The sequence below is a fragment of the Cryobacterium sp. Sr8 genome (genome assembly GCF_004403225.1).
In the GTDB taxonomy this organism is placed as follows: domain Bacteria; phylum Actinomycetota; class Actinomycetes; order Actinomycetales; family Microbacteriaceae; genus Cryobacterium; species Cryobacterium psychrotolerans.
In genome coordinates this window covers 13,451-25,380 of sequence record NZ_SOHO01000024.1, presented here as the reverse complement: position 1 = coordinate 25,380, position 11,930 = coordinate 13,451, and the positions used below count along the sequence as shown (strand labels likewise).

Genomic DNA, 11,930 nt, shown 5'->3' with positions numbered 1-11,930 from the left:
CCCGATCGAGGGAGCCCGGACTGTGGACGGCGCCCCGGGGGCCCGCCGGTGGGGAGGGCGCCCCCCGAGGGTCGCTCTGCGGCCACGACCCGGCCATCCTCGGGCCATCTGCGCGTCGTGCGGCCCCGACAACCTGAGGGCGTAACGCCAACCCCAAGGAGACCGCATGAGACTTCTCACCCCCACCCGCCAGATCCGTCCGAGTGGACGCCGGTCCGCGAGGGCAGCGAGTGTGTTCGTCGGTATCGCCCTCGCCGCCGGCGCGACCGTGCCCGTGACCGCTGTCGCGCACGCGAGCGAGGCCCCGGCGTCCGTCACGGTTGTCAACGCGGCTCACCGAGGTGCCAGCGCCTACTTCCCCGAGAACACGCTTCTCTCCTTCCGGGAGGGAATCGCCCTCGGCGGGGACCTCACCGAGCTCGACGTGCAGCGCTCCAGGGACGGTGAACTCGTGGTCATCCACGACACCAACCTGGCTCGGACGACGAACGTGGAGCAGCTCTTCCCCGACCGCGCTCCCTGGAAAGTCAGCGAATTCACCTATGCCGAGATGCTCAGCCTCGACGCCGGCTCCTGGAAGGACCCGAAGTTCGCCGGTGAGAAGATCCCGACCCTTTCCGAGTCGATCCAGACCATCCGCACCGGCAGCGGCGGCATGCTCCTGGAGATCAAGGCGCCGGATCTCTACCCCGGCATCGAGGCCGAGGTGGCCGCTGAGATGAACACGTTCCCCGGCTATGTCCAGTCGGCCGTCGCCGCGGGGCGACTCGTCGTGCAGTCATTCAGTTTCGGCTCGATGAAAGCCTTCAAGTCGCTCGAGCCCACCATCCCCGTCGGGCTGCTCGGCACGCCGACGATCGCCCAACTGCCCGAGCTGGCGACCTGGGCCGACCAGATCAACCCGTATCACTACTCCATTGACGCCGCGTACGTGGCCGAGGTGCACCGCCTCGGGATGGAGTGCCTGACCTGGACGGTCGACAGCGACGCTGACATCAGGCGTGCGATCGACCTGGGCGTCGACGGCGTGATCACCAATCGGCCGGACGCACTGAAGCGCATCCTCGCCGACGGGGTCGCCCGAGGCTAATCCGACCGCGCCTCGGGGGCACTCGGCGGGGTGATCCCCTGGGGCGCATTCGGCGAGCCGGCCAGGGGGAGCCAGACCCGGAAAGTTGCCCCGCCGCCCGGGGTGTCCAGGACCTCGACCGTGCCGTTGTGGCTGGCCACGATCGACGCGACAATGGCGAGGCCGAGGCCGCTGCCCCCGGTTTCCCGGGCGCGAGAGGTGTCGGCGCGCCAGAAGCGCTGGAAGATCTTGTCCCTAATCTGCGGGGGGATGCCCTCGCCGTGGTCGACCACCGCGATCGACGCCCGCTGGTTGCGCCGATCGACGGACACCTCGAGCTCGACCGGACTGTCCGGCTGGCTGAAGCGCAGGGCGTTGCCCATCAGGTTGGTGATCACCTGGCGGATCTTGTTCTCCTCGGCCATCACGACGGCCGGGACCGCGCCCGACGGCGCCGCGGGCTCGGTCTGCGTGGCCGAGGGGTCGGTTCGGCGCGGCTTGCGCGTGCGCAGCCGGGCGAGCGTCGCGCCGGCGAAGGAGATGGGACCGGTGAGGGCAGCCCCGTTGGCCGGCTGCGCTCCGGCCGCGTTGACGGGCCGAGCGGTGTCGGCCGGGTCGGCGTCGACGGCGGGGATGTCCGCGGTGTCGGGGAGCTCATCCTCCGGCGGCCGCGACACGACGGTCACCCGCCGGCCCGGGGAGGACGCCATGGCGTCGAGCGCGGCGTCGCGGGCCAGGGGCATGAGGTCGACCTCGGCCAGGTCCAGGGGCTTCGTCTCGTCCAGCCGGGCCAGCTCGAGGAGGTCCTCGACCAGTCCGCCCATCCGGATCGCTTCCTTCTCGATGCGTTCCATCGCCTGCGCGACGTCCTCGGGCGTCTGCAGCGCGCCCATCCGGTACAGCTCCGCGTAGCCGCGAACGGAGACGAGCGGGGTGCGCAGCTCATGGCTGGCGTCACCGACGAACCGGCGCATCTGGTCGATGGTGCGCGCGCGGTCCTTGAAGGCCCGGTCGATGCGGTTGAGCATGGTGTTGAGCGAGCGGTTCAGGCGGCCGACTTCCGTGTTCGGGGTGGCGCCGCCGAGGCGCTGGCTGAAATCGCCGTCGGCGATCGCAGCCGCAGTGCGCTCGACCTCGCGCAACGGCGCGAAGGTGGTCGTCACGAGCAGCCGGGTCAGCAGCGCGCCAACGAGCACGACGCCCACGCCGAAGCCGAGGAAGATGGTGAGATAGGTGGCCATCGTATTCTCGGTCGGCTTCAGCGACACGGCCATCAGCAGGGTTCCGTAGGTGCCCTGGGGACTGATCACGAACGGCACCGCGACGGCGTGGAACTCGGTGTCGTGGTTCGCGCTGTGGAACGTCAGAATCTCGCCGTCGAGTCGGGTCACGGTCTGGAGATCGAGCGGCATGTCGACCACGGGCAGGTCCCGGCGGGGCCGGTCCCGCCAGGTGCGGTCCCGGAGCGTGCCGCTCTCGTCGTACAGGGCGACGAAGTAGTCGGACGGCACGCCCTCCGCGCTGCCCGCGGTCAGGGAAGCCGCCGAGTTGCCGTTGAGCGCGGTCTGCGCCTCGGTCTGGAGGCGCGCGTCGACCTGCTGGATGACGTACTGCCGCAGCATCGCCATCGTGCCGATGCCGGAGACGAGGAGCCCGAGGGTCAGCATCAGCACGGTCACGCCGGTGATCTTGGAGCGAAGGGAGGTACGGCTCCAGCGCTCCGTCAGTGACTCATGCATGTGGCCCTCAGTTTACGGGCGCAGCCTGTGAGCTACGCCTTGGCCGCCTTGAGCATGTAGCCGAAGCCGCGCTTGGTCTGGATCAGCGGCTCGCTCGAATGCGTGTCGACCTTGCGCCGCAGGTAGGAGATGTAGGACTCGACGATTCCGGCGTCCCCGTTGAAGTCGTACTCCCACACGTGGTCGAGGATCTGCGCCTTGGACAGCACCCGGTTCGGGTTGAGCATCAGGTAGCGCAGGAGCTTGAACTCGGTCGGGCTGAGCTCGATCGGCTGGTCGCCGACGAGCACCTCGTGGGTGTCCTGGTCCATGGTGAGTTCGCCGGCGCGGATGACGGCATCCTCGTCGGCGTGCATGGTGCGGCGCAGGATCGCCTTGATCCGCGCGACGATCTCGTCGAGGCTGAACGGCTTGGTGACGTAGTCGTCGCCGCCGACCGTGAGCCCGGTGATCTTGTCTTCCGTGTCATCCTTCGCGGTGAGGAAGAGGATCGGGGCTGTGTAGCCGGCCGTGCGCAGGCGCTTGGTCACGCCGAAACCGTTGATGTCGGGGAGCATGACGTCGAGGATGATCAGGTCGGGCTCCTCCTCGAGTACGGCGGAGATCGCCTGGGCGCCGTTACCCACGGCGCGCACGGCGAAGCCGGCGAAGCGCAGGCTGGTGGTGAGAAGATCCCGGATGTTGGGTTCGTCGTCGACAATGAGAATGCGGGGGCCATCGGTCATGCCACCAGTATCTGCGCGTTAGCTGGGATGTTCCTGAGAGCTACCCTTCCCCGCGAAACCGCAGTCGTGCGCGTTAAAACGCGTTCATAACGCGCACAAGTGCGGTTTCGCGGGTCAGGCGGCGAGGTTGTGGGAGTCCAGGATCGTGTAGCTGTAACCCTGCTCGGCGAGGAAACGCTGGCGGTTCTGGGCGAAGTCCTGGTCGACGGTGTCGCGCGCGACGAGGGTGTAGAAGTTCGCCGACAGGCCGGACTCCTTCGGCCGGAGCAGACGGCCGAGGCGCTGGGCCTCCTCCTGCCGGGAGCCGAAGGACCCGGAGACCTGGATCGCGACCGTGGCCTCCGGCAGGTCGACCGAGAAGTTCGCGACCTTCGAGACGACGAGCACGTTCTCCTCGCCGACCCGGAAGGCCTGGTAGAGCCGCTCGCGTTCGTCGATGGGGGTCGCGCCGGTGAGCTTCGGGGCGCCGAGCGCCTCGGCCAGTTCGTCGATCTGGTCGAGGTACTGGCCGATCACGAGGATGCGTTCACCCGGGTGCTTCGCCACCAGCTGCTTGACGACATCCAGCTTCGCCGGCGCGGTCGCGGCCATGCGGTAGCGCTCGTCGTCCGCGGCCGCCGCGTAGCTGAGCCGCTCGGACTGGGGCAGGTCGATCCGCACCTCGTAGCAGGATGCGGGGGAGATGAAGCCCTGGGCCTCGATCTCCTTCCACGGCGCATCGAAGCGCTTGGGACCGATCAGGCTGAACACGTCGCCCTCGCGGCCGTCCTCGCGCACCAGGGTGGCCGTGAGGCCGAGCCGGCGGCGCGCCTGCAGTTCCGCGGTGAGCTTGAACACGGGCGCGGGCAGCAGGTGCACCTCGTCGTAGATCACCAGGCCCCAGTCCATGGCGTCGAGGAGCTCGAGGTGGGCGTACTCGCCCTTCCGCTTGGCGGTGAGGATCTGGTAGGTCGCGATCGTGACCGGCTTGACCTCCTTCACCTGGCCGGAGTACTCGCCGATCTCGTCGGCGGTGAGGGTCGTGCGCTTGAGCAGTTCGTCGCGCCACTGCCGGGCGGAGATCGTGTTGGTGACCAGGATGAGCGTGTTGGTCTGCGCGGTGGCCATGGCCCCGGCCCCCACGAGCGTCTTGCCGGCGCCGCAGGGGAGCACGACCACGCCGGAGCCCCCCTCGAAGAAGTTCGCCACCGCCTTGTTCTGGTAGTCGCGCAGCGCCCAGCCGCTCTCGAGCAGCGCGATCGGATGCGGCGTGCCGGGTGTGTACCCGGCGAGGTCCTCGGCCGGCCAGCCGAGCTTGACGAGCTCCTGCTTGAGCTGCCCACGGGCCCACGGCTCGACCAGGAACGAATCCGGCGTCGGATGCCCGACCAGCAGGGGCGAAATCCGCTTGGCGCCCGAGATCTCCATCAGCACGGCCCGGTCGTTGCTGCGCAGGATGAGCGCTCCGGCGTCGTCGCGCTCGATCACGAGCCGGCCGTAGCGGCCGACCGTCTCGGTGATGTCGACGCTCACGGTCTGCGGAATGGCGAACTTCGAGTATTTCTCCAGCGTGGCCAGCATGTCGGAGGCGTCGTGCCCCGCCGCCCGCGCGTTCCACAACCCGAGCCGGGTGATCCGGTAGGTGTGGATGTGCTCGGGGGCGCGCTCGAGCTCGGCGAACACGGCCAGGTCGTGACGCGCATCCTCCGCGAGGGGATGGGCGACCTCGAGCAAAACCGTGCGGTCGCTTTGGACGATCAGGGGTCCGTCAGACATAACCGGTAATCCTACGCCAGCCCGACGGGAAAGCCGGGAGCCGACCTACCCGACCGGCGTGATGCTGATGATGCTCGAGAGCGGAAGCGTGCGTTCGATGTCGGCGCGGCGGTCCCGGGCGCGGAAGCGTCCGCCGCCCACGCTCGCCGGCTCGAGCAGGTAATCGACGACGACCCCGCCGGGCATGGCGATGCTCACCGTGACGGTTTGCTTGCCCTTGATGGCCGTGTCCAGCTGGCGGGCGAGCCACGCGTCCCCGGCCATGACCTCCCCGCCGTCACCGGCGCGCAGCTTCTCGACCAGCGCGGCAGCCGGGTCGGTCACGACGACCGGTTGCACGCTGGCGAGCTGGTGGCGGCGCAGGTGCACGATCTCGCCGTCGCTGTCTTCCGCGGCGACCGGGTAGCGCGCGTCGGTGAGCGCCCAGAACACGGTTTCGACGGGGATGCGGCTGGTCAGGCGATTCTCGGTGTCTCGCACGAGCGCGAGCGGCGCGAAGGTCTGATCGACCGCGATGGTGCCCAGCAGCGCGGCGTCGTCCGAGCGGACGTAACTCTGCGTCGGGGACCCGGGGGTGTGGGCGCTGCCCACCCGGACGCGGCCGTACCGGTCCGCCGATTCCCGGATGAGGTACTCCACCGGCTGCGGGATGCCGCTGAGCGAAACGGCGCGCAGGAAGTCGAGCAGCGAGTCGGCGGTTTCGCCGGCCGCCAGGGCGCGGCTCACCGAGGCCGCCGTAATGCGGTAGCTGGAGGCGAGCTCGCGGCTCTCAACATCGGCCAGGCCGCGGAGCCGGGCGTCGATCGAGGGGGCGAGGGGGCCGGGGGCAACGATCGACAGGTCGTGCTGGAGGTACACCGCGCCGACCTCGGCCGGCAGCGACCTGCCCATGAGTGCGGCGGCTGCGTCGAGGTCGCCGGCCAGGAGGGCCACTCCGGCCGGGCTGGTCATGTGGTGCGCCATGACCCCGATGAGTTCGGCATCGCGCGTGAATTCCCGCACGCGTGCGTCGATCGCGTCGCCGCCGGCCGGGTAGAGCCAGCTGACGAAGGCGTGCAGGCCCGCGCCCCAGGAGAACGAGGGGCGGCGGGCCAGGAGGGTGCGAACATCGGCCGGCAGGGCATCGTGCCAGGCGCGGGCGAGCGCCGCCCAGCGACGGGTGGTGCCCTCGAGCATCCAGGCCTCCCCGGCCTCGGTGCCCAGCCAGTGCCCGTTGGACTGAGCGATGAGTCCGGCTCGGGCGGCGGTCGCGACCAGGGGGGCGACGATCTCGAGGTCCACCGCCATGACCAGGGCGAGCCGTTTGCTGTCCGGCAGCCCCAGCCCGCCGCGGCTGAGTTCACGTGCGGGCTCGCGCGCGAGCTCCGTGGCCAGTTCGGCGATCGCGGACACGGCGGTGAAGGCGCGCTCGGTGGCCAGCCGGTCGGCGAATCGGATGTCGTTCTCCGACGCCGGGGGGAGAGGCGCGGGCTGCGGGGCGGCCGCCAGCTCGGTGGCGCTCGGCAGTCCCTCGGCGGGCCAGCGGCGGAGCTGGGCGCTGACGGCGTCGTACGGGGCCAGCCGCCCATCCGAGACGCAGGCGAGCATGAGGCGGTGGAGCTCCGCGGCGCGCGCGGCAACGTCGGCTTCCGCGACGGGTGCCCCCGCGAGCACAGTCAACCGGTCAGTGAGCTCCGCGATCGTCGGCCCCGGGGTGGCCGGGTCCGCGGCGGCCAGGCCGACAGCAAGCTCTCCGGCTACGGCCAGGGCGGCGAGGGTGGCCCGGTCCAGGTGGGCCAGCGCGGCCTGGGCGGAGGCCGGGTCGAGCAGGCTCTCGGCCAGGTCGAAAAAGTCCCGGATGCCGGTGGCCGGCACGGAGCGGGCCACGATCGCCAGGCGCAGGGATTCGTCGTCGAGGGACCGGAGACGCGTTGCCAGCGAGAGCATGCCGCTACCGCCTGCTCTGGCGTGCCTCGCGACTGCGGCGAACGCCCGTCAACACCATGAGGGCGACGATGGCCAGGAAGCCGGCGGGCAGGCCGTAGTACGGCAGCGTGAAAACGACCGGCCAGATTCCGGAGCTGAAACCGTCGTTGGTTCCGGCTCCGGCCATCGTGCCGAAGATGATGCCCAGAAAGGCGAGGATCGACAGACCCACAACACCCGCGACCATAAATGCCAGGATGCGCTCGATCCGGCTGAAGCTGTGTGCGGTTTGAATGGTCACACCCCAAGGATAGTGGTCGGACCCGACAAAGACGGGGCGGGGACCCGCCGAAGCGAATAGGCTTGGCTCGGATGACGCGCACTTCCGCGCGCCCGGTACCCAGCGAGGTCTAGATGCCTACCGGCAAGGTCAAGTTTTACGACGAAGAGAAGGGTTTTGGCTTCATCAGTTCCGATGACGGCCAGGAGGTCTTCCTGCACGCTTCCGCCCTGCCCTCCGGCGTGACGGTCAAGGCCGGGACGAAGCTCGAATTCGGGATCGCAGACGGCAAACGGGGCGCCCAGGCGCTGTCCGTGCGGGTGCTCGAGTCACCGCCGAGCCTCGCAAAGCTCAGCCGCAAGTCGGCCGACGACATGGCGATCATCGTCGAGGACCTGGTCAAGCTGCTCGACGGGATGGGCGCCAACCTGCGCCGGGGACGCTACCCGGAAAGCTCCCACAGCAAGAAGATCGCGGCGATGCTGCGCAAGGTTGCCGAGGAGCTCGATGCCTGAGCTGGCGGACGAAACCCTGCTCCAGGCCGTTGAGGTGGCGCGCGCCGCCCTGGTCGAGATCACCCCCGCCGACACCATCGGCGAACCGGTCGGCCACATCGTTGAGGGCGAACACGTCGTGTCGCTCCTCTTCGACTGCCTGATGACCGGTTACCCCGGCTGGCACTGGACCGTCAGCCTGTCTCGCATCGATGGCGATTCCCAGCCCTCCGTGCTCGAGACCGAGCTCATGCCCGGCGGCGAAGCCCTGCTCGCCCCCGAGTGGGTTCCGTGGTCCGACCGGCTGGCCGACCACCGCACCGCACAGGAACTCGCCGAGGCCGAGGCCGCCGCCGAAGCGCTGGACGCCCTCGACGAGTTCGACGTGGAGACGGACGAAGCCGACGCCCTCGATGAGGACGACGACTTCGAAGACGAGGATGGCGGCGACGACGAACTCGACGGCATCGATTTCGGGGAAGCGCTAGCGGCGTCTCCCCTGAACCCAGGCGAGGCCGCCCAGGCCGAGGCCCAGGCCGATGACGGCACACCAGACCCACCATTCGAAGCCGCGAGCGGCGAGTTCGACGCGGAAGACGACCGCGACGACGAGGACGACTAGCCACACCACCGAACCCGCGAAGAAGGCCGTGCGCGCATCCGTGCGCGCGGGCAGCGGGTCGGGGCGCCGTTCGCTGTCTTTCAGCCAGAGCCGCATCTCGTCTACCGGCCGATGTGTGCGACGACGTACTCGATCGCCCCGACGAGGCTGCGCACGTCGTCCGGCGCGATCGCCGTGAACGTCGCGAGGCGCAACTGGTTGCGACCCAGCTTGCGGTACGGGTCGGTGTCGACGACTCCGTTGGCACGGAGCGTCCGCGCCACGGCGGCGGCGTCCACCGATTCGTCGAAGTCGATGGTGACGACGACCTGCGAACGGTGATCGGGGTTGCTGACGAACGGCGTCGCGTAGTCGACGCGCTCGGCCCAGTCGTAGAGAACGGATGACGATTCCCGCGTGCGTGCGGACGCCCAGGCCAGTCCACCGTTGCCGTTGATCCACTCGAGCTGGTTCTCGAGCAGCAGGAGGGTGGCCAGCGCGGGGGTGTTCAGCGTCTGGTTGAGCCGCGAGTTGTCGATCGCGTTCTTGAGGCTGAGGAACTCGGGAATGTACCGGCCGCTCGCGGTGATGCGTTCGACCCGTTCGACGGCGGCGGGGGAGAAGAGGGCCAGCCACAGGCCGCCGTCGGAGGCGAGGTTCTTCTGCGGGGCGAAGTAGTAGACATCCGACGCTGCGGCGTCGAAGTCGATGCCGGCGGCGGCGCTCGTGGCGTCGATGACGGTGAGCGCACCGGGGTCGCCGTGCACCCGGGTGACCGGCGCCATGACGCCCGTCGACGTCTCGTTCTGCGGCCAGGCGTACACGTCGACGCCCTCGGTGACCACGAATTCGCTGCGCGAACCGGGGGCCGCTGAGATCACGTCGGGTGCATCGAGGAAGGGGGCGGCCGCGGCAGCGGCGAACTTGCCGCCGAATTCGCCGAAGACGAGGTTCTGGCTGCGCTTGTCGATCAGGGAGAAAGCGGCCGCGTCCCAGAAGGCGGTCGATCCGCCGTTGCCGAGCACGACCTCGTAGCCGTCCGGCGCGCGCAGCAGTTCGCCGAGGCCCGAACGGACGCGACCGACGAGGTCCTTGACCGGCGGCTGGCGATGGGACGTGCCGAGCACCGCCGCTCCCGCGGTGAGCAGGTGCTCGAGTTGTTCCGGCCGGATTTTCGATGGGCCGCAGCCGAATCGACCGTCACTGGGCAGGAGTTCGGAGGGAATTTTCAGATCCGGCATAGGGCGATTCTAGTTGGCCGGGAGGCGACAGGTAGGGTTGTGACGTTGCTGGAGGGCGAGCGGAGGGCTGCGGATGACTGATCTGATCGACACCACCGAGATGTACCTTCGCACGATCCTCGACCTCGAGGAGGAGCAGATCGTGCCGCTCCGGGCCCGCATCTCCGAGCGGCTCAGCCACTCCGGCCCGACGGTATCGCAGACGATCGCCCGGATGGAGCGCGACGGCCTGGTCATCGTGTCGGGCGACCGCCATCTGGAACTCACGACCGAGGGGCGCAGCAAGGCGGTCCACGTGATGCGCAAGCATCGCCTCGCCGAGCGGCTGCTCAGCGACGTCATCGGGCTCGAGTGGGAGTTCGTGCATGACGAAGCCTGCCGCTGGGAGCATGTGATGAGCGAGCAGGTCGAGCGCAAGATCCTCGAGATCCTCGGCCATCCGACCGAATCCCCCTACGGCAACCCGATCCCCGGCCTCGACGAGCTGGGTGACTCGCCCGCCGTCGCGTTCATGGCCGGTGTGACCAGCCTGGTCGATGTGGTCGCGGCGTCCCGCGAGCCCGTGACGGCCGTCATCCGGCGACTGGGCGAACCCGTGCAGTTCGACCCGGAGCTGCTGCGCCAGCTCAAGCAGGCCGGCGTGCTGCCCGGCCGGACCGGCACATTCCGGGCGGCCGGACCGTACGTTTCCGTGCGGGTCGAGGGGTTCGCCGAGGGGCTGGAACTGCCCCACGAGCTGGCCGTCCACATCTTCGTCGCCACCCCGCCGGCCCCGGCCTGAACCGTGGGGGAGCCACTCCCTCACAGCCGGTTTGTCGTTACCAATTCGTTAAAAATGTGTCGATGAAAGTGACAAACGAGGGATCGTCACGTAGCGTCGGACCTGTCCCGCAGGCCGGAAGTCGGTCGAAGGGCCCGGGTTAAGACGCCTTTCCCTCCCGTCTCTTGACTCGGTACATCACACGCCATGAGCGCAGTGGACGGGACAACTCCCTAGTGTTGTCGAGGCGCCGGAGGTAAAAACTTTGGCTGGTTACGGCATCACACGGTTCCGTCGCGGAACAAATCCGAAACTCAACACGCAGAACCCGCGGGAGGTCTCCCCGCCCGCTCCCGTCCCCCGGCAACCCAGGCCCTCGATCCGGCGGGGGAGCCTCGGCAACATCGTTGTCATGACCCTCGCCGGCGGGCTCGTCGCCACCCTGGCGCTTCCCGCCTATGCGTTCACGCCGGGCAAGGGCGAGATCCGCTACGGGGCGACCGCGGCCACCGAGCTCGCCCGGTCCGGCGCGCAGGCCGTGGAGGTGTCCACGCTGGCGGCAACGACCAGCGTCTCCCGGGACGGCTTCACGGCGACGACGGTGGAGGAGCTGGCGGCCCGCGCCCGGGCCAGGGCCGCGGCAACGGCGGCCAGGGCCGCTGAGGCGCGCCGCAAGGAAGTGGCCAGGCAGATGACCTCGTATGCGGCGTCGTACACCGGCCCGTCGGCCAAGCAGTATCTGGCCGCCCCGGCGCATCCGAACGTCAGCCTGTCCTCGGTCTACAACGTCGCCGCGCAGTACCAGGGCGTCCCCTATGTATACGGAGGATCGACGCCGGCCGGCTTCGACTGCTCCGGGCTTGTGATGTACGTCTACGCGCAGTTCGGTGTGAGCCTGCCGCACTCGTCGGCCGGCCAGGCCGCCGCCGGAACCCGCGTCGCGACCTCCTCCGCCCGGCCCGGCGACCTCGTCGTGATGCCCGGCCACATCGGCTTCTACGCCGGGAACGGCAACATCCTGCACGCCCCGTACTCGGGCACGAGGGTGCGGGTCCAGCCCATCTGGACGAGCAACTACTACATCGTCCGCATCGGAACCTGATCCGCGGCCGGCCGCCCCGCCGGCCCGCCCCTTAGCACATCTGGCGTGCCACATTTTCGTGGAACGCCAGTTGTGCGTTAACCTGAGGGCCTGATGTTCTGCGATTTCCTTTCGGGAGAGCCAATGCGCGAGCTTCGCACAGTCCATGCCATGGATGTGCGCGGACACTCGGTGCTGCGGCACGGCAGTCAAACATGTCCGGGCCACGCCGTGGCTCGTCGGGCGTTGTCCTCGTGACAGCGCTCTTTCTTGTTTGCCT

11 protein-coding genes are annotated in these 11,930 nt (G+C 69.2%); 5 read left to right on the top strand and 6 right to left on the bottom strand.

Annotated elements, in window-relative coordinates; translation table 11 throughout:
* The first annotated feature begins 166 nt into the window (after positions 1-166).
* On the top strand, positions 167-1,090 hold the full coding sequence (locus tag E3T54_RS03290; RefSeq protein ID WP_134474563.1) for a glycerophosphodiester phosphodiesterase family protein: 924 nt from the start codon (positions 167-169) through the stop codon (positions 1,088-1,090).
* Here E3T54_RS03290 and E3T54_RS03285 read toward each other — a convergent pair.
* From E3T54_RS03285 to E3T54_RS03265, 5 genes are all read right to left on the bottom strand, one after another.
* Positions 1,087-2,808 carry a cell wall metabolism sensor histidine kinase WalK gene (locus E3T54_RS03285; protein ID WP_134474562.1) on the bottom strand — a complete coding sequence of 574 codons (1,722 nt, stop codon included), beginning with the start codon at positions 2,806-2,808 and terminating at the stop codon, positions 1,087-1,089. The genes E3T54_RS03290 and E3T54_RS03285 overlap by 4 nt on opposite strands.
* Before the next feature lie 32 nt (positions 2,809-2,840).
* Complete coding sequence (locus tag E3T54_RS03280; protein ID WP_092322181.1) at positions 2,841-3,533, bottom strand: response regulator transcription factor; 693 nt, start codon at positions 3,531-3,533, stop codon at positions 2,841-2,843.
* 114 nt (positions 3,534-3,647) lie between these two features.
* A complete protein-coding gene (locus E3T54_RS03275; protein ID WP_134474561.1) occupies positions 3,648-5,288 on the bottom strand; it encodes a DNA repair helicase XPB in 1,641 nt (546 codons plus the stop codon).
* Between the two features lie 45 nt (positions 5,289-5,333).
* A complete protein-coding gene (locus E3T54_RS03270) occupies positions 5,334-7,214 on the bottom strand; it encodes a helicase-associated domain-containing protein (protein WP_134474560.1) in 1,881 nt (626 codons plus the stop codon).
* A 4-nt stretch (positions 7,215-7,218) separates the two neighbouring features.
* Positions 7,219-7,494: a multidrug ABC transporter ATPase gene (locus tag E3T54_RS03265; protein WP_134474559.1), complete on the bottom strand. Its 276-nt coding sequence runs from the start codon at positions 7,492-7,494 to the stop codon at positions 7,219-7,221.
* Between the two features lie 113 nt (positions 7,495-7,607).
* Between E3T54_RS03265 and E3T54_RS03260 the strand changes: the two genes are divergently transcribed.
* Positions 7,608-7,988, top strand: a complete 381-nt coding sequence (locus E3T54_RS03260; protein ID WP_092322175.1) for a cold-shock protein — start codon at positions 7,608-7,610, stop codon at positions 7,986-7,988.
* Positions 7,981-8,589, top strand: a complete 609-nt coding sequence (locus tag E3T54_RS03255) for a DUF3027 domain-containing protein (protein WP_134474558.1) — start codon at positions 7,981-7,983, stop codon at positions 8,587-8,589. The genes E3T54_RS03260 and E3T54_RS03255 overlap by 8 nt, the downstream gene beginning before the upstream one ends.
* A gap of 101 nt (positions 8,590-8,690) precedes the next feature.
* On the opposite strand, the gene serC is transcribed toward E3T54_RS03255, so the two are convergent.
* Complete coding sequence (gene serC, locus E3T54_RS03245; RefSeq protein WP_134474556.1) at positions 8,691-9,809, bottom strand: phosphoserine transaminase; 1,119 nt, start codon at positions 9,807-9,809, stop codon at positions 8,691-8,693.
* Positions 9,810-9,882: 73 nt separating this feature from the next.
* Between serC and E3T54_RS03240 the strand changes: the two genes are divergently transcribed.
* Both E3T54_RS03240 and E3T54_RS17040 read left to right on the top strand, forming a co-directional pair.
* Positions 9,883-10,590: a metal-dependent transcriptional regulator gene (locus E3T54_RS03240; RefSeq protein WP_134474555.1), complete on the top strand. Its 708-nt coding sequence runs from the start codon at positions 9,883-9,885 to the stop codon at positions 10,588-10,590.
* 391 nt (positions 10,591-10,981) lie between these two features.
* Positions 10,982-11,671, top strand: a complete 690-nt coding sequence (locus E3T54_RS17040; protein ID WP_198414426.1) for a C40 family peptidase — start codon at positions 10,982-10,984, stop codon at positions 11,669-11,671.
* Positions 11,672-11,930: the final 259 nt, after the last annotated feature.